Origin of the sequence: Sphingopyxis sp. BSNA05 (assembly GCF_013265645.1) — a bacterium.
Classification (GTDB): domain Bacteria; phylum Pseudomonadota; class Alphaproteobacteria; order Sphingomonadales; family Sphingomonadaceae; genus Parasphingorhabdus.
This window is the reverse complement of sequence record NZ_PYIA01000103.1, coordinates 1-16,511: the sequence shown is the minus strand read 5'-3', so window position 1 is coordinate 16,511 and position 16,511 is coordinate 1. Positions and strand designations below refer to the sequence as shown.

The 16,511-nt window shown below is 49.7% G+C and carries 21 protein-coding genes; 15 read left to right on the top strand and 6 right to left on the bottom strand.

Annotated features, from left to right (window positions below; genetic code table 11):
* Positions 1–8: 8 nt before the first annotated feature.
* Positions 9–758 (bottom strand): phage integrase SAM-like domain-containing protein, encoded by a 750-nt coding sequence (locus C8024_RS20290; RefSeq protein ID WP_217272174.1) that lies wholly within the window; start codon positions 756–758, stop codon positions 9–11.
* Positions 759–1,402: 644 nt separating this feature from the next.
* Between C8024_RS20290 and C8024_RS12180 the strand changes: the two genes are divergently transcribed.
* The 14 genes from C8024_RS12180 to C8024_RS23440 all read left to right on the top strand — a co-directional run bounded on the left by C8024_RS12180 (position 1,403) and on the right by C8024_RS23440 (position 11,388).
* Positions 1,403–1,645 carry a PqqD family protein gene (locus tag C8024_RS12180; protein WP_173205553.1) on the top strand — a complete coding sequence of 81 codons (243 nt, stop codon included), beginning with the start codon at positions 1,403–1,405 and terminating at the stop codon, positions 1,643–1,645.
* Between the two features lie 89 nt (positions 1,646–1,734).
* Positions 1,735–1,905, top strand: a complete 171-nt coding sequence (locus tag C8024_RS12175) for a hypothetical protein (RefSeq protein WP_173205550.1) — start codon at positions 1,735–1,737, stop codon at positions 1,903–1,905.
* Between the two features lie 178 nt (positions 1,906–2,083).
* Positions 2,084–3,634 carry an asparagine synthase-related protein gene (locus C8024_RS12170; RefSeq protein ID WP_173205547.1) on the top strand — a complete coding sequence of 517 codons (1,551 nt, stop codon included), beginning with the start codon at positions 2,084–2,086 and terminating at the stop codon, positions 3,632–3,634.
* Positions 3,635–3,781: 147 nt separating this feature from the next.
* Entirely contained in the window at positions 3,782–4,189 is a 408-nt protein-coding gene (locus C8024_RS12165; protein ID WP_173205545.1) for a hypothetical protein, read from the top strand.
* A gap of 68 nt (positions 4,190–4,257) precedes the next feature.
* A complete protein-coding gene (locus C8024_RS12160; RefSeq protein ID WP_173205541.1) occupies positions 4,258–4,746 on the top strand; it encodes a hypothetical protein in 489 nt (162 codons plus the stop codon).
* The gene (locus tag C8024_RS12155) at positions 4,733–5,233 is read left to right on the top strand and encodes a hypothetical protein (RefSeq protein ID WP_173205538.1); all 501 of its coding nucleotides are present in this window, start codon (positions 4,733–4,735) and stop codon (positions 5,231–5,233) included. The genes C8024_RS12160 and C8024_RS12155 overlap by 14 nt, the downstream gene beginning before the upstream one ends.
* Positions 5,146–5,670, top strand: a complete 525-nt coding sequence (locus C8024_RS23455) for a cupin domain-containing protein (protein ID WP_173205610.1) — start codon at positions 5,146–5,148, stop codon at positions 5,668–5,670. The genes C8024_RS12155 and C8024_RS23455 overlap by 88 nt, the downstream gene beginning before the upstream one ends.
* A 307-nt stretch (positions 5,671–5,977) precedes the next feature.
* Positions 5,978–6,940 carry a sulfotransferase gene (locus C8024_RS23450; RefSeq protein WP_367947310.1) on the top strand — a complete coding sequence of 321 codons (963 nt, stop codon included), beginning with the start codon at positions 5,978–5,980 and terminating at the stop codon, positions 6,938–6,940.
* Positions 6,937–7,422, top strand: a complete 486-nt coding sequence (locus C8024_RS12140; protein WP_173205532.1) for a hypothetical protein — start codon at positions 6,937–6,939, stop codon at positions 7,420–7,422. Before C8024_RS23450 ends, C8024_RS12140 begins: the two co-directional genes overlap by 4 nt.
* A 154-nt stretch (positions 7,423–7,576) precedes the next feature.
* A complete protein-coding gene (locus C8024_RS12135; RefSeq protein ID WP_173205529.1) occupies positions 7,577–8,023 on the top strand; it encodes a hypothetical protein in 447 nt (148 codons plus the stop codon).
* Positions 8,024–8,034: 11 nt separating this feature from the next.
* Positions 8,035–8,259 (top strand): hypothetical protein, encoded by a 225-nt coding sequence (locus tag C8024_RS20285; protein ID WP_217272173.1) that lies wholly within the window; start codon positions 8,035–8,037, stop codon positions 8,257–8,259.
* Positions 8,260–8,272: 13 nt separating this feature from the next.
* A complete protein-coding gene (locus C8024_RS12130; RefSeq protein ID WP_217272172.1) occupies positions 8,273–9,937 on the top strand; it encodes a permease in 1,665 nt (554 codons plus the stop codon).
* Positions 9,938–10,166: 229 nt separating this feature from the next.
* Positions 10,167–10,958 carry an FG-GAP repeat domain-containing protein gene (locus C8024_RS23445; RefSeq protein ID WP_367947311.1) on the top strand — a complete coding sequence of 264 codons (792 nt, stop codon included), beginning with the start codon at positions 10,167–10,169 and terminating at the stop codon, positions 10,956–10,958.
* Between the two features lie 247 nt (positions 10,959–11,205).
* Positions 11,206–11,388, top strand: a complete 183-nt coding sequence (locus C8024_RS23440; protein ID WP_173205520.1) for an ASPIC/UnbV domain-containing protein — start codon at positions 11,206–11,208, stop codon at positions 11,386–11,388.
* A gap of 12 nt (positions 11,389–11,400) precedes the next feature.
* Here C8024_RS23440 and C8024_RS12115 read toward each other — a convergent pair whose 3' ends face one another.
* Positions 11,401–11,778: a lasso peptide biosynthesis B2 protein gene (locus C8024_RS12115; protein ID WP_173205517.1), complete on the bottom strand. Its 378-nt coding sequence runs from the start codon at positions 11,776–11,778 to the stop codon at positions 11,401–11,403.
* Positions 11,779–11,872: 94 nt separating this feature from the next.
* Between C8024_RS12115 and C8024_RS12110 the strand changes: the two genes are divergently transcribed.
* Positions 11,873–12,481 carry a 2OG-Fe(II) oxygenase gene (locus tag C8024_RS12110; protein WP_173205514.1) on the top strand — a complete coding sequence of 203 codons (609 nt, stop codon included), beginning with the start codon at positions 11,873–11,875 and terminating at the stop codon, positions 12,479–12,481.
* Positions 12,482–13,047: 566 nt separating this feature from the next.
* Here C8024_RS12110 and C8024_RS12105 read toward each other — a convergent pair.
* From C8024_RS12105 to C8024_RS12090, 4 genes are all read right to left on the bottom strand, one after another.
* Positions 13,048–15,393: a serine/threonine-protein kinase gene (locus C8024_RS12105; protein WP_173205511.1), complete on the bottom strand. Its 2,346-nt coding sequence runs from the start codon at positions 15,391–15,393 to the stop codon at positions 13,048–13,050.
* Between the two features lies 1 nt (position 15,394).
* The gene (locus C8024_RS12100; protein WP_164089211.1) at positions 15,395–15,913 is read right to left on the bottom strand and encodes an ECF-type sigma factor; all 519 of its coding nucleotides are present in this window, start codon (positions 15,911–15,913) and stop codon (positions 15,395–15,397) included.
* A gap of 101 nt (positions 15,914–16,014) precedes the next feature.
* On the bottom strand, positions 16,015–16,188 hold the full coding sequence (locus C8024_RS12095) for a hypothetical protein (protein ID WP_164089209.1): 174 nt from the start codon (positions 16,186–16,188) through the stop codon (positions 16,015–16,017).
* Between the two features lie 26 nt (positions 16,189–16,214).
* Positions 16,215–16,511: hypothetical protein (locus C8024_RS12090; RefSeq protein WP_173205508.1), on the bottom strand; the 297-nt coding region annotated here is incomplete at its 5' end.

Below are 16,511 nucleotides of genomic sequence, written 5' to 3'. Positions count from 1 at the left end.
GGTCAGCGTCAGAATGCGCCGCTCAAGGTCAACATCCTCCGTTTTATCTGCAAGATTGATGAGCGCCGAGCGCCCGTCAACAACATGGCAACATGCAGATCACGGCGCTGCGGCTTCAATCTCATAACCCGCTCCCACCAATCAGGAATATCAAGCGGCGCGACCTTGCGCCGCTTATTGGAAGGCACATGCAGGGCCGCAACCGGATTACCGGTCAGAGTTTCATCAATTCGCATGGCAGTGTTTATTACCGCCCTGAGTGTCCGCATCACCGAACCGGCGGTGGTATTTCCATTCTTACGCTTCATCTCGGCATACAGATCGCGCACCATTTGCCGTGAAATATCGGCCACGGCCTTTTTTCGCCAATGCTTGAGATAGTGGTTGAGATGGTAGCGATAGCCTTCTTCGCTCCGCTGCCGCAGCGGCTTTTCTTCGATATGAGCTTCCATTGCCCGTTCTAGCGTTATCGCCGTTTCCTCGGGCCCATCGGTCGGATCGATCCCGGACTGAATTTGCGACATCAAAGCCTTTGCTTTGTTGCGGGCTTCACGAAGGCCAATCCTATCCACTCTATCAATCTTGGCCCGAACGGTGCGGATGTGCCGGCCATTGCGTCTGACATCGCCTTGGCAGGCATAGGATTTGGTGGTCTTGTGACAGATCACCATCAGGCCTTTTACTTGCGTATCTCGGTGGATACCTGAGCCCAAAGGCAACTCTCTGATGCGGGCTTCTGTTAAATTCAAAACGGCCATAAGACATTCTCCATAAACACCGCGTTGAACACCGAACGGCCGCTATCCTCTGCTGCCGTTGACTAACGCGAAATGACTGAATGTCGTGGTTTTAGCGCCTCGCGAACGCTAAAATGACCATGATTAGCGTAGGTTAGCTCCACTCCGCCGGGCTTTTAATCAGTAGGTCGCTGGTTCGAACCCAGCAGGGCTCACCATTCTAACAATTTCAATAAGTTAGATTGGATGGTGGAGCGATTGTCTCTCACCATTGTCTCACAACATATTGCATATTGTGCTTCAAAAAAATCTGCGCAATTCGCTATATAGTCACTGCAATGAAACCATAACACTCACTTATTCTATGCTTTCAATCTGCCTATTGAAGGCTGACGGGGACAGAAGGCGACCTCGTGAGGAACGCCCTGCGTTATCATGGTAGCTAGCTGCTGTGGGATAACTGTCCGGATTTTGTCCGCCAACCAAATAACCTTGTGTTCGCCTTAAGAGCTTATCCAGTTTCAGCGTTAGTATGCAGCAATGAATTAACGCTGAAATCTTTGTATCCTGTTCATTGCATTCCGCCATAGATTGAACGATAGGACTTGATTTTTTACGCTTGTCGCTGAGATGCGCGTAACACCAAATATCGATAAGGGGCAAAAATGTTATTAGTTCAAAATATAAAAATCAACCCTGATGTTATCTATCAAGAGGTTGAGGGTGAGGTCGTTTTGCTGAACACTGAAAGCGAGAAATATTTCGGGTTAGATTATGTCGGAGCGAAATTTTGGGCGATCGCCAGCGAGACAGGCAATGTTAACGAGATCATAACACGGATGTATGATATTTTTGATGTTGAGAGAGATCGGTTGACAAACGATATCAATATCTTGATTAAAAAATGATTGATGGCGGTGTACTGAGCGGCTCTGCGGAATGAAGCGCTCAATTTGCGCTCTCGATATGAGCAGGCATAATAATAAAAGGTAATAGTATGAACAAGAATACGGAAATGCACGAAGGCACGAACAAGTCCGTCAAAGCGAAAGCTGGCTATCAAACTCCTGAATTCAAAGAATTTGGTGTGATCTCGAACATCTTTGGAGCAAACACTGGCAACGGCTTCGACGGAAGCGGCGGCTTCCCGAATGATACACTGAGCTAAGGTTGACGAGTTGATAGTCACTCTGTCGTGACATTCATAAATTTTGCGGAATATACGGCTCGCCCGATTTTGTTGGCGGGCCGTTTTCTGTTTTGGAACAATCGTTCGCAAATCCAAAAAAGAAACCTGGGATAGCTTTAAGTCTCATGGTGGGTTTTCAGCCGGATATTGCAAACGCTTGTCCGCAAAGGGCAGCGAAGCAGATAGCCTGATTGGTCATTTTGAGAATATCAGTGTCATGTTTGTCGGATTGCTCCGGAACCGCCGCGAAATTGAAAGATATCTCGGCCGCAGCAAGCTCGAACTGAATGCCTGTTCCACCAGTCAATTTCTGGCAGTCGCTTATGACAAGATTGGTGAGCGCCTCTTCGAAATGATGACGGGCGAATTTTCTTGCATCATCTGGAATAGTAAAACCAGAAATCTCCGGCTTGCGCGGGATAAATTTGGCCAATATCCGCTATTCTACATCCGGCATAAAAACATCTTGGCATTTGCCAGTCGTCCGGACAAATTCGGGGCAATAGGTGCACCGCCAGAAATCGAACTGGGCGATGTCGCGCGCTTGGCTGTGCCCGATTTCGCGCGGATTACCAATCGGCCCTGGTTTTTCAAAAAAGTGAAGGCCGTAAGGCCCGCTCATTTTGTGACTTTCAAGGGCACTGAAGAGACCGAGAAACGCTATTTTGAATGCCGGATCCGTCCGGAGGTAGCGAAGCTATCCGTGACCGAAAGCAATGAGCAGATGCGACATATTCTGCAAAACAGCGTAAATTCCTTTATCGGACTTAGCCGCAAACCCGCGATACTGTTTAGCGGTGGTCTGGATTCGTCAGCAACGGCGATGCTCGCCGCCGATCAACATGCAAATCCCGGACGATCGCTTTTAGCAATGACCAGTTCTGATTTTAAAGCAAACGCTATATCATCGGAAGATGATGCCGCATATGTGCTCGACTATGCGGAAAATCCGCAGATAGATCTGCACCTGGTGCGACCGGATGATGCTGCGGGGCCATTTACAGATATCGGTCAATTGATCGCAGACAATTATCGCCCCTTGCTGATGTCCACCCACTATCAGTATACGGCATTTGGCGAGCACGCAGCGGCCTATAATGTTGATCTGGTTCTGGACGGGGCCTTTGGCGAATTTGGCCCAAGCTACCATGGTAACGGCCTATTGCTGCAAGAATTCATGAAGGGCAAATTGGGCTGGGTCACAAGCAATTTGCTCCAACGCAGTGAGATATTCCAGCGATCTGTTTGGAAACAGACAAAACTTGATATTTTGTCCCCACTCAAAAGATCTCTCTTAGAGAACGGATCACCATGGCAGGAATTTTTTCAACCGGGTTTCTTGGCTGATTATAAGGAAGACAATGTTGATAGAAAGCGGCAGGAAAGCATGTTGTCACACCATGAAACCCTGTTGGCAAATATCCAAAACTATGGTCGAGCAGGTTTTAGCCCCGGCTTTTTAGGGATAAACAGCAGCGCACAGCGGGTCTATCCGTTTCTGGACGAAAATGTGATTGAATTTGGCGTGTCAGCGTCAGCAAAAGCCATATGCAGGACGGCTATCCAAGAGGCTTGCTCCGGGGCGCTATGGCACCATATTGGACCGATAGGCAGCGGACGCGAACAAGCAAATCTGCTTTCTCTCCTGACTTTTTTAACCGCTTTCAACGGCAACGCCCAATGCAACAGGCCGATATCGCGGCAATAGCGAAAGGCGATCCGGTAAGGGAGATAATGGATATTGATCATATAGCCAGATTATTAAACCGCGATGATTTACCCATGGCCAAAGTACACCCCTTGGTCTCAGCTGTTTATATGGCGATCTTTCTTCGGCAATGGATAATCTAGCTATATGTTTTACTATCGTTGTTATGGGATAAATCTGGCATCCGAGCATGCAATCACGCCGCTAGACAGTGTACAGAAGGAAACGGATGCACCTGGCAGTCTCAAGATTTTATGGTCACTTCCGCCCTTTGCCGATGGGGAATGGACGATACTGTCTGCGGGTCAATCACGCGATAAAAAGCGGATAAAGATCGCTCAGGGTCAATATAACGGGAATATCGTATACCGGTTTCATCGCGATACCGTTCAGCTTGGCAATATATACAGCTATCTCGATCCGCTACAACATACGCTTTGGTATGTTGCCGATGACAAGCTTAGCGACGGCGATTCACATTCAGTCCTCGTAGGTGCTGTATTGGGTAGCTGTATCAGTTTTCCGGCGCGCTTTGCCTCCATGCAAGTGCCATAGAATGTAATGGCTCCGCTATATTATTTTTGGGGCCGTCGGGGACAGGAAAATCAACAACGGCCTTGCACATGAGTCAGCATTTTGGCGGTAAGTTTATTACCGATGATATCGCCGTAATTCGCAATGACGGTGGCGTTTTAACTGTCGCACCGGGCTATCAAAAACTACGCGTGCTCCCAGAAGATGTCGCGCGCATCGACGCTCAGATATCTGATATCAAGGGTCCAGTTTACACCCATATGCCCAAGGCATATTTTGAAGTTGAGGCCGCCCATAATCCTGTTCCTGTTTCAATGATCGTCAGTTTAAATCGGTCTTTGATGCACGAAGGCATTGTCTTTCATTGCAAAACGGGAGCGGAAGCTTTTGTTGACTGTATCCCCCATATTTTCAGCCGTGAAGCCTATGTGATTCCAGATGCGTTTTCGCAGCAGAATGCCAGCTTGAAGGCGTTGATTGTGCAATCTAAATATATCATCGCGGAGATGCCAAATGGTCATGAGCATATTGCAGATATTTGCACAAAATTAATGGCGGCCCACAATGACCCAAAATGATTTAAGCGTCGATGCTTTCAAAGACGGTGAGGCGATTTTTGCACAATGGGTCTCGCCTATGTCTCTTGGCGACTTATTTACCAACATATGGGCAAAGCAAGCTCATCATTTCACAGGCGGACCATCCGAAAAGCTTGATGGCCTACTGGATGAACAAGCAATTGATGCTTTTCTGGGCGCGGATGTCTTGCCCGCCCATTATTTGAAAGTTGTAACTGCTGAGCATATCTTTGGCCGCCATCAGTGGGCCACGCTCGACACTCGCCGTGATTTTGATGCAATTCATATTGTTGATCAGCGGCGGTTATTCGCCCTGTTCGGCAACGGTGCAACGATCATCATCGGTGCCGCGGAAGGTCATTTTCAGCCGCTCAAAGAATGTTGTGATGCGTTACAGGAATTTTTCGGATTTCGGGTACAGGCCAACATCTATATTACGCCGCCAAACGCCCAAGCCTGCCGGCGCATTATGATGACCATGATGTAATCGTCGCTCAGATCTCTGGTGAAAAAGACTGGTATATCCATGGCTGCCCGGTTTCCGAACCAACGTCGCAGCAAAGCTATCAAGGTGACAGAACCACAAAACATTCCGATAGTCAGATATATGGCCTTGCCAAAGGGGATATCTTCTATGTGCCGAGAGGCTGGATGCATGAGGCGATATCGAAAGCCGCGCATTCAATTCACATAACCTTTGGGCTCCACCAACCTATGCTGTGTGATGTTGTCGCAGAGTTGGCGCAAAAGGCATCTGCCGATCAAGCCTTTAGATTGCGGCGCCCATTGCCGATTTCTTCGCAAGACGAACGGGTAGAATTCTCCCGGAAAATCAGTCAGCTTATAGAACATGCCAGCGCGATGATGCCATATGGAGGAACCGTTGAGTCGAACCCCAGCACACCAAGTTTTTGGAAGTTTTAGCAATTGAACACCTGACAATCGACAACTGGGTACAGGCATCGCCAAACTGCCAACCAGCCATTACACATAATAACAATGAAATGAATATTGCGCATGGTACGCAGAGTATCACATTTCCGAAATTTTTGATGCCAATAGTGGATCAGCTTTTGTCCGGAATTCCGGTTCAAATTTCTAAACTGAGCGGCTTGGCAAACAGCAACGGGAAAATTGAAATTGCACAAAAATGTTGCGCGCGGGCTTGTTAGAATTTTTGACCAAGATGCTCCGTGATTGAAATTCGAGATACGATTACCGCAAAACTGGCATGGTCCCTATCGGCGTCAATCATGAGAGCGGTTTAGTTTCATGGTATGATCTTGGCCACCATCATATATATGAAGGTTCTTACCAAAGGGCACTGTCTTCACACCAGGCGATAATGTCCATCCAATCATCCCGGCCTCCAGATACGGCGATAACGACTAGGTTATTGGACATAATAGATATCAATATTGCCGAACGGGACCCAGACCTCTTTATATTCCATATGTCGCGTTGTGGCTCAACCTTGCTAACCAAAGCACTGGCGCAATGCAGGCGGAATAATGTGATAGGGGAACCCGGGGTGGTATTTCCCGCCATCCATTATCTGCGCATGCAAAATGCACAAGATGAAATGGTAAAGCGTTCGATGCGTAGCCTATTTTCGGCGCTGGGCCGTCAAAGGCTAGATACGCATGGAAATTACATCGTAAAACTATCATCACTTGAAACATTTGCCATCCCGATTCTGAAAGCGATCTATCCCGGTTCCAAGATGCTGTTTGTCTACCGCCATCCGGTTGAAGTGATCATCTCAAACTTAAAGAAACCAGCTTCGTTTATAGGCCACAGGGTTAACCCGTGGCAGGCGAATGCTTTTGAGCAGGCAGCTGCTATGGATGATGCTGAATATCTGGCAGCACATATTGGTAACTGCATGGACGAAGCCCTGAGATCAGTGCATGAAGGCTTCTACGTGCTGGACTATGCAGATTTGACCGCTGAAAATTTTGGGACGATTTTGGATAAGCTCTGCCTCGCCTTCAGAGATGAAGAACAGCGCAACATGCAACGGCAATTCGAGCAATATTCCAAAAGTGACTTCAAAAAGCGACGCTTCATTCCCGACGGTGAAGAGAAGCGGAACTCGGCATCAGAAAAAGTACAAAAGCTATACGAAAGCAGACTGCAGGATCGGTATCATAGACTGCGCAACGCACCCAATAACCTGTTCAACCAGCCATGATAGAAACGATCCAAAATCTGGCTTCTGCCTATTATGGTCCGATATTCTGTTTGGGGTTATTGGTTGTGTTCGCTTGGATCAGTTGGCGGGGTAGCAACGGCTGGCCACTCAATTGCTACCCTATGTTTGCCAGACAAATCTCCGTTGAAGAAGCTAGCGGTGTGAGGCTAGCACTCAAAAACCCGGACGGCACCATTAGCTGGTGGAATCCACCTTTTCATCGTTTGGTATGGCGCTTCAATCTGGAGTTCCAAAAAGCCGGAATTAATCGGATAAATGACGAGGTTGAACCGAACAAGGATGCGCATAGGAAATTGTTCGAACGCGTAATTTCAGGTTTGACGGACAAGGAACTGGCCGAGACTGAAGCGCTATTGTTGATCTTTCGTGAAACCTCGATGGATTCTCATGGCAATTTATCCGTCGCCGATGCCATATTAGCCAGCTATCCTGTTCCGGTGTTTTCCGCGGGTGTTTCATGACACCATTTTTCGAAACGGTCGGGATTAATCTAACGGCAATAGCAGCGGACATCTACTGCCTCTATTTGATCATAATCCTCGCGGCCTCTCTGCGCGTACATCATCGTTTTTATACTATCCGCCAACCGCCATCTATCCTCGCGCGAGTAGGATAATGCGCCGTGTTCCCGTTCCCGACCTTGGCAATATAGGTACGCTGATCTTCCAAATCCTGTTGATAGTTTTGCTGCTGGCGGCGATTTTCACGGATGACCTGTTGAACCGTTTCTGTTTGGCAGGAGCCATTATCGTCTATTTTGGTGCTTTTTCCAAAGTTGAGGGTCTGGAAACCAACCGCCGCCAAACATATCTGATCCCAATTTACCTGTTCATATTTTTAATGTCACCGTCTGTTTCGTCCCCTTGGAATAGTGACGGTGTCTATTGGCCAATTTGGGCATTGAAGCTGGCGCTTTGTCAGATATACGTATCTGCAGCGGTGCAGAAGATCAGGCTTAACGAAGATTCTTGGTCCGGACAGGACTCATTCCGCATGCATCTACATCGCCTCGCACTTTTCGAAAAACTGCCACTGGCAGAAAATTATCAGCTTATCCTGTGATATGCAGATTGATGGGACGCTTCGTCATAATATTACAATCCAGCTTCTGGTTAATTTTGATTTTGCCTTGGGCAACGCCAATCTATTTTGTGGCAGGCCTGCTTTTTCACTTCGGCACGGCTATTTTTATGCGCATATATTATCTGAAATATATTTGCGGAGCCTATGCCATATTGTTGTTGGACAGCTTGTATTGGTGGATGCCCGCCGGGCGATTGGGAGCGTGGTTTGCTTAGTTCTGACAATAGCTTGACTGACCTTGGCGTAGGCGACACCAATCGCCGCGAAAAACTCATTTGGCTGCTCTTGGCGCTGATGGTGCTGACAGTCGCTATTTTCTGGCTTGGATCACGATACCCTGCCCTGAATGCCAAAGCGTTGACGGGCGCAGATACCAGCCTCGATGCCATTGGATTTGACATCTTGATGAGAGCCGAAGCAGGCGCATCAACATTGGAGCGTATTCTCGTCACCTCGATCAATTGGATGTACACGAATTGGCGCGGCATGGCCTTTGGCCTACTGTTTGGAACCTTGTTGATGAGCCTGCTTTCGCTGATGCGGGATATGCAGTTTAAAAGCTCCTATGCAAACGCATTGGCAGGTTTGATCATTGGTACTCCTTTGGGGGTTTGCGCTAATTGTGCCGCTCCGATCGCCAAAGGAATGTTGATGACGGGAAGCCGTCAGGAAACCGCCTTGGCAGCATTATTAAGCTCACCCACGCTGAATGTCGTCGTTATCTCTATGGCCGTTGCCTTACTGCCATTTCACTTGGTGCTCTTAAAAATCACCTTTAGCATTCTCGCTATATTGCTGCTTGTTCCGATAGTCTGCCGGATAGTTCCCGCTGACAATATTGTGCAGGCACATCCAGCCGCAATGGAAGTGAATAGCTATTACAATCAAAGCAAGCGACATGGCCTGTCCTTTGCACTATTCAAACTGATATCAGATCATGGCGTCCGGTTATGCATACGAACCGTTCCTCTGATGATCCTAGCGGGCTTTTTGGGCGGCGCAGCGGTTACGTTATTGCCACTTGATCAACTGGCCTCCATCTTGCCCGCTTCTGGTGGTAAGGCGTTCTGGTTGATATTACCGTTGCTGGCGTTGTTTGGCCTGTTCCTTCCTGTTCCCATCGCCTTCGACATCATCGTTACGGCTATCTTGCTACAAGCCGGGTTGCATCCTGCTTATGCTGCTGTGCTCTTGCTTACACTTGGTATTTTCAGCATTTACCCATATACGTTATTATATGCCAGCGGAGCCGGGAAAGCGGCAAGTTATCTGACAATCGGACTCTTGGGACTGGCGGTTGTCGGAGGCATATTTGCTTATGTGCATGATCACTATCTGGAAATCACACAACAAAACGCCCGCCGCGATCTGATCGCGTCTCAAACAGCGCCTTTTCCACTGCCAGTCCATTCCATCCGGCAAAATAGCAACAGCCTCACAAGCTTGTCAGGCATGATTAGTGAACAAATACGCCCGTGGGAGGCTTTGGAAACCCAAGCTGCCCTTAAGATCGCCCGCAGACCATTTCAAAAGCGCAATGATGGGGCTTCCGCAGATCAAACAATGGCATTTGAAATTTCGGATGGTCGGAAATACGGAATCGCAGAACCGCTTAACTATCTGCCATTGAAATTGTCATTGCGCATGGGTGAATTTCGCGGTCTGGCCGCTGGAGACATCCACCGTGATGGATGGCCCGACATCGTATTTTCGTCACATGACGGGGTGGGTCTATATGCCAATCGTGGCGGCACTGGTTTTGTAGAGCAGCGTGTTGATATCGGCCTGTCACCGCAAAGCTATGTAGGCTCGGTTGCACTTGTCGATATCGACGATGATGGCTGGCTCGACATGGTGGTCTCCACCTTGGACCATGGAGTTTTATTGCAATAAACGACAATGGCGATTTTACAGTTGATGGCACATATCGCCTACTCAATAGCAATCATAAGAGTGTCGCCAACGCGATGGCCTTTGCGGATATTGATCGCAATGGTGAGATCGACATTTATTTGGGGAACGTAGGTCGGCACATCCGTCAAGCCGAGCAATCCTATGCTGAAGCGCAAAATATTTTGCTCTTGCAAAAAACGGAAAATTTGAACGTCATCTTCTATCGGAAATCCCAGCCGAAACTCTCTCTATTTTAATCGCAGACATTGCGGGTAGCGACCTGCCAGATATTTTCGTCGGAAATGATTTTGAACCATCGGATGAAATATATGTGAATAGCGGAAGCAAGAAATTTGCAAAGACCGGTCGCTCCGGCGATATCATTCCTCAAGGCGGCCTCACCACGATGAGCATCACAAGCGCCGACATCGACAATGACCTGGAGCCAGAAATATACTTGGCCCAGAAGAACATGACAAACGCCATCCGGGATATTGATCCGAAGACATTGTGCGGCGAAATCGCAAATATACGGGAACGTGCTGGCTGCGAACAATACCAATTTCTCGTCTCTGTCCGGCAAGAGGGAGAACGAGAACGCAATTTGCGGGCCTGTGATGTGATAATCGACATGCGTTTGCGTTATGGATGCTATGCGCTTTTGGTGAAACGTATGGCTGCGATAAATAACGCGCCAGATCAGTGCGACATTATTAAAAAATCATGGCCGATTATAGCGACAGAATGCCTGGCCTTTTTCGCACCGCTGCGAAAAGGGAAGCAAGCGCTAATCTCAGCTCAGATGACATCGAAGGCGGGCGTCAATATGCTATATAAACGCAATCGGAACGGAAGCTATGATGATGTTGCTGAAGGTGCTGGGCTAACGGATGGCGGCTGGTCATGGAATGCCAAATTTGGAGATCTTGATAATGATGGCTGGCAGGACTTGTTCATCGCCGCTGGCGATCCGTCTGTGCAGAATTATCATCCCTTTTCCTGTACCGGAACACAGGAGTAGGAAGCTTTGACAATGTGACTAAATTGGCTGGCTTCAATTCGCTTCGCAGCTTTTTGGCGTATAGCTATATCGACATGGATGGAGATGGCGATCTTGATATCATTGCTGTTCCTGGGCTTGGCAATCCGCAAGTCTTCGTCAACAAGTCCAAGCCAGCTAACTCGATCCAATTCGAGCTATCAGATTCCACGGGAAACAGTCAGGGATTAGGCAGCCGTATTATTGTAGAATATGATGGGGGCATCAAATGCGCGATATCTCTGCAAGTGGTGGGTATCTCTCTTTTGATCCTCCCGTCGCGCATTTCGGCCTGGGCCAGCGAAAGGGTATCGATCGCATCAAGATCATCTGGTCCACAGGAGAGGTGCAGATGTTGGAGGGTCCATTTGCGGCGGGGTTCTCCTATCGGATATCCCGTTCTAAACGATAAGAGATTCTCGTCTTACTGGCTCCAAATCTCGCGCGTGACATTATGATATTCATCTGCAATATGCTTCCGGTCGTTAACGGTCAGGCCGTCAACTTCCACCCAAGCATGGCCCTCTAATTTCTGCTTATCAAAACGTAGCCCTCTACATAATATCGCATCGATATCATTGTTATTTAAGAGCCACCATAACAGCATAGAACTGCGCAAGCAGGCTTTCTCTCGATCAATAATCGCAAATGTCGCAGCATTGACCATTCTGCCAAGCTCGGCTGGTGACATGTGGGTCAGATTATATTTTGGTGGAGGCTTCTTTTTTAAAAGCTCAAGCATTTTTGCATAGCCTTTGAAGCGCAAAAATAATGTATCTTTCCGCTGGCCCAGAATAGCCAAAATAGAAGCTTTTTCTCTCTATATTCGAGCCTTAAAAACTTGGCAAATTTGTTCGAGGCTGGCATGGCCAAGGCATTACCAAGATTTTATAAAAATGAAAGGGCAGCAATTCGTTGTGAATGTAGACAATAAACTGCCTGTCCATATAGTATGGGACAAATTTCTCCCTGATGATCAAAATCGCAAATGCCTGGATATGTTCCTGGAAAAGGAAACAGAATTCGTGGCCAGTAAGGTGAATCACGGACAGTTGGATGGCGAGCGACGGCGGTCCAAATCCTATACTACATCATCCGATGTGAAATCACTGTTAGAAGCCGCGCTCCAGCCTACGCTCCCCGAGTTATTTTCCGGTCTGCGAACTGGCCAACCAGAAAAGCCCAAGTTCGAATTCCAGAGTGTTGCCCATCAAGACGGTGATTATTATCGGGTTCATATTGATACCGCCATGCGCCAAACAGGGGCTCGCCGATTGATCAGCTGCGTTTATTACCTGCACAGCCATCCAAAAGCTTTTTCAGGTGGGCATCTTCGGCTGTATTCCATCAACGGAAAAACGCATGTCGATATAGAACCCCAAAATAACCAGATCATTTTCTTTCCATCGTTTTACCCCCATGAAGTTCTGCCAACCTGTGTGGGTTCAAAATTGTTTGCGCATAGCCGTTTTTCTATTGCCGGATGGATAAATAAGCATCTCTAAGAACGGTCGGCGGCTTCCGGTAATGAAGTTTTGTCCGCAGCACCAAAGGCCCTTATCAGGCCATTATATACTACCTGTTGCCGAGATATCCGTTTTGAGCTTATCTCTCTCGATAATATACAATGATCTTTCAATTTGTGCGTTTGATCAAGTTCACTGGCATCTGCCTATTCACGCACCAAGTCCCGCATCACATTTTTGGACATTCGAGCGGCCGTAATCTACATGCCACGGGGTGCCAGTGGGGTATCGAATGCCTGCATTTGCTTGATTGGACCTGAGACAGCCTGCGACAACTTGGAATCTCAGAGAGATTCCAATTCAATCAATCATGGACAATATGGTTCTCGTTACAAACACTTGCAATGACGCCTAGCCGCACTTTTAAGCAGTAGGTCGCTGGTTCGAACGCAGCAGGGCTCACCATTCTAATTATTTCAACGAGTTAGATTGGATGGTGGAGCGATTGTCTCTCACCGACTTCCCCGATTGTTTAACGGAGAGGGGCAATGCGCCCAAACTCGAGCCTTCATCAATGGGAATTGGCACGCCATAAGCGGGCACCTTCACGCTGCACCACATTTTTCGCGCCGTTTCTCCATAGGGATGAGCCTGTAGCGCAGCGATGTCATCGGGAGCTGACTTTGGTCGGCATATCGACGATATAAGGCCATTGATTGGTCCATCAGATTGCACGACTTTTGGATTTGACCGGAAGCCCAGTAGACTTCGGAAGCTTCCTGAAGACGATGCGCGAATGTCAATGATGGCCTTGCGGGCGATCCATCGGATCGTGCGCTCAATCGCGAGAGACGCAAACCTTCAGATACATATTGCTCCGCTTTATCAGTCTGGCTCAACTGTGCTGCGGCATATGCCTTCGCAATGCTGACAACGGCCATACGGCGCTGCAGATCATTGTCTGCTGGATCAATTCGGAAGGCGGAAAGCGCCTGCCGATAGGTCGGGTCGATAACCTGGTCTGCTTTGATCGGCCTGCCCATTCTCAAGAGCGTACGAGCTAGATTGCTTGCAATCGTCGCCTCCAGATGAAGATCAACGGGCAAATTCGTTTCAGATGCCAATGCTCGCTGCGCCTCCAACGCTTGCGAGAATGGTTCGATACTGGCGGCATCATTGTCGAATACGATCCGGTAGCCAGCGCTTATATTGACCAGATCATTAAATGCTCTGCGCACAGCGGGAACCTCTCGAAAACGCTCTGGCGCAGCTTCAATCTCTGTCATTCCAATTTGCACCGCTTTGTATCCGTCCTCCGGCCTTCCCAAACAACAGCCCAGAAGGCCGCTCAGTTGGCGTTGCGCCTGTCCGAACTCCGCCAAAGAAGCGGCAGAGGCAATCTCGATTTCACGCAAGAGCTGAAGCGCGCGTATTCCATGCTCATGCGACTCCTCGAAATCGAGAAATCGCAAATATTTGTCGCGGAGGAGACTTACATGGGTGCGTGCAAGAGCCAGCCTGATCTCGTCGGTAGGCCGCTCACGATAGAGTTCCTCAAGGATTGCCGCTGACCGTTCAAAAAGAGCAAGTCCTTCAGCCATATTTCCCAGGTTGCTTGTGCCAATTGTTCCGGTTGCAGCGGCGAGGCGATAGAAGCCGCGTCCCACCGCAAGCCGCGCTTCGTATGATGCATCAGGGTCGCTCGCTAGAGCTTCGAGATGGCTTTGCGCATTCTGCGCGAGCATCAAGCGCGCCTGCGAATTGCCGGGACGATTGCTCACTTCGTCGAACACATCGAACATCATCATACCGGCAAGCTCGCGTGTGTCGGTCAAACTGGCCTCGGCTTGTGCGCGGGCAAGCTCGGTCTCCCGGTAGGCCTGCATGACGAGCAGCAATGTCGTCAAAATCGCAGCTGACACGATCATCACTGCTGCGGTTGCCAATTTCTGCCGCAGCACAAATTTGCGTACGACATAAAGCGGGCCGGCATCGATCGCCGAAACCGGTCGCAGTTCGCGATAATTGCGAACATCCTCCACAAGCGCCGAAACCGAGGAATAGCGTGCGCTGGCATTCATCGCCGCGGCCTTGTTGGAGATCGCGTTCAATTCATCTGGAGCATCGCCGCCAATGAGCAAATCAAGCAACTTGCCCAGACCGTACACGTCGGATAGCGTTGTCACGTCTTCGCCAGCCTTTTGCTCTGGCGCCGCGAAGCCGGGCGTCCAAGGCGAGTGTTGAGAAGATCCGTCATCTTCGTCGTCAGGACGGGCGATACCGAAATCGATCAGCTTAACCGTTTCACCATCCGCGATCAGGACATTCGACGGTGTCAGGTCGCGGTGAATTACAAGGCGTTGATGGGCCGCTTCCACAGCGCTGCAAATCCGCTCGAAAACGGCGAGTCTCGTCTCGAGAGACGGTTTTGCATGCTTCAACCAACGATCAAGCGGATGCCCGTCGACATATTCCATGACGAAATAGGGCACACTGTCGCCGGTCTCCCCGCCGTCGAACAGCCGGGCGATGTTGGGATGGTTGAGGTCGGCAAGTATCTGCCTTTCGCGGCGGAACCGATCCAACATTTCATCGGTGATCAGCCGCCTCTTGATGAGTTTGATCGCTACGATGAGATCGAAATCATCGGTAGCACGCTCGGCAAGATAGACATTGCCCATACCACCGCGAGCGATCAATCGCAGGACGCGGTAGCCACCAATGAAATCCGGATCTTCGTCTTCTTCATCGCAATGCGCTGCGCCGCCGGTCATCAGGCCGCCGGTATGCGACGATTCGGTATCCAGCAACTCCATCGCGCGTGCCTTTGCCGGGCCGCTCAAAGTCCTTAAATGCCGAACATAATTGTCGCGCTGATCAGAAGGTTGATCCAACGCGTCCTCGACAGCCTCCAGAGCCTCGCGCTCTATGTCAGCATCGTGCCTGTCCATGTCAGCTGCGCAGCCTGTCATGCAGCCAGATACGCGATGCCTGCCAACGGCGTTTGACGGTCGCGACCGAGATATCCAGCACGGTCGAAATATCGGTTAGAGACATCCCGCCGAAGAACCGCATTTCGACGATATCTGCGCGCTGCGGATCAATCTCGCGCAACTCGCCGAGGTGCATATCCAGAGCAAGCAGTTCGACAGGCATCTGCCATTCCGCGATATTAGTCTGCAACGTCACCCGCGTGTGATAGCGTTTGTCAGCGTCACGACGGCGCGCTTGATCAACTAGGATTTGCCGCATTATCCGAGAGGCCAGCGCAAGAATATGGGCGCGACCGTTAAACTTGATCCGGTCCAGTCGCGACAACCGGATCATCGCCTCATTTATCAAATCACCTGTCGAGAGCGAGGAGCGTGATTCCTGCGACAGTTTGGCCTGCGCGATTGCCTCCAACTCGCGATGGATATCGCGAATAACGGAATCACCGGCAGTGGCATTGCCGGATTGCCATTCGGCCATTAGCGCGCTGTGATCCAAATGCCCCTCGATTCGATGTTCGGGTGAGGATAGCATCAGCCTTGGTCTTTCTCCAAGTTCTTGAATGGCCACATTGGACACAACTAAAGCAAACGCCGCTCGGCAAACGCTAGCAGATCCTCGACCCGCTGCCCCACCAATTCACGCTCCTTTAGCTTTCGTATCAGCCAGCGCTTGCGGTCGGCTCGCGGCTGTTCCAAAGCCTCCTCTAGTATCTGAAGCACTTCGCGTTCGGCAAATGGGCTGAGCGGATCCATGTCTGGCGCTCCGATTGCGTGACCGATCAGAAGCGCCAGCCAAGGACTACCGATCCGTTCACCTCTTTTACGTCCCCGCCGAACAGCGCATCGGCTTGACCGCTCAGGCTAAGGCCGGAGCCCAGATCAATTCGCGCCGATGCGGATGTCAGGATGCCAGATCCGTCCGTTACGGGCGCCAGAACGGTAAATGGTGCATTCGCGCCATCGGCAAAGGCCAACCGCGCACCGACAGTGTTCGACGACGCTTCGACATATTGGCCCGACAGATCGAATGCCGCGGTATTGCTTTGGAAGTTTGCAAAGATACCCGCTCCGAAGCG

What these genes read in the sequence shown, in the direction of transcription:
- C8024_RS20290 (WP_217272174.1), bottom strand. Translation starts at nt 758, where the DNA reads ATGGCCGTTTTGAATTTAACAGAAGCCCGCATCAGAGAGTTGCCTTTG.
- C8024_RS12180 (WP_173205553.1), top strand. Translation starts at nt 1,403, where the DNA reads ATGTTATTAGTTCAAAATATAAAAATCAACCCTGATGTTATCTATCAA.
- C8024_RS12175 (WP_173205550.1), top strand. Translation starts at nt 1,735, where the DNA reads ATGAACAAGAATACGGAAATGCACGAAGGCACGAACAAGTCCGTCAAA.
- C8024_RS12165 (WP_173205545.1), top strand. Translation starts at nt 3,782, where the DNA reads ATGTTTTACTATCGTTGTTATGGGATAAATCTGGCATCCGAGCATGCA.
- C8024_RS12160 (WP_173205541.1), top strand. Translation starts at nt 4,258, where the DNA reads ATGAGTCAGCATTTTGGCGGTAAGTTTATTACCGATGATATCGCCGTA.
- C8024_RS12155 (WP_173205538.1), top strand. Translation starts at nt 4,733, where the DNA reads ATGACCCAAAATGATTTAAGCGTCGATGCTTTCAAAGACGGTGAGGCG.
- C8024_RS23450 (WP_367947310.1), top strand. Translation starts at nt 5,978, where the DNA reads ATGGTCCCTATCGGCGTCAATCATGAGAGCGGTTTAGTTTCATGGTAT.
- C8024_RS12140 (WP_173205532.1), top strand. Translation starts at nt 6,937, where the DNA reads ATGATAGAAACGATCCAAAATCTGGCTTCTGCCTATTATGGTCCGATA.
- C8024_RS12135 (WP_173205529.1), top strand. Translation starts at nt 7,577, where the DNA reads ATGCGCCGTGTTCCCGTTCCCGACCTTGGCAATATAGGTACGCTGATC.
- C8024_RS20285 (WP_217272173.1), top strand. Translation starts at nt 8,035, where the DNA reads ATGGGACGCTTCGTCATAATATTACAATCCAGCTTCTGGTTAATTTTG.
- C8024_RS23440 (WP_173205520.1), top strand. Translation starts at nt 11,206, where the DNA reads ATGCGCGATATCTCTGCAAGTGGTGGGTATCTCTCTTTTGATCCTCCC.
- C8024_RS12110 (WP_173205514.1), top strand. Translation starts at nt 11,873, where the DNA reads ATGAAAGGGCAGCAATTCGTTGTGAATGTAGACAATAAACTGCCTGTC.
- C8024_RS12105 (WP_173205511.1), bottom strand. Translation starts at nt 15,393, where the DNA reads ATGGACAGGCACGATGCTGACATAGAGCGCGAGGCTCTGGAGGCTGTC.
- C8024_RS12100 (WP_164089211.1), bottom strand. Translation starts at nt 15,913, where the DNA reads ATGGCCGAATGGCAATCCGGCAATGCCACTGCCGGTGATTCCGTTATT.
- C8024_RS12095 (WP_164089209.1), bottom strand. Translation starts at nt 16,188, where the DNA reads ATGGATCCGCTCAGCCCATTTGCCGAACGCGAAGTGCTTCAGATACTA.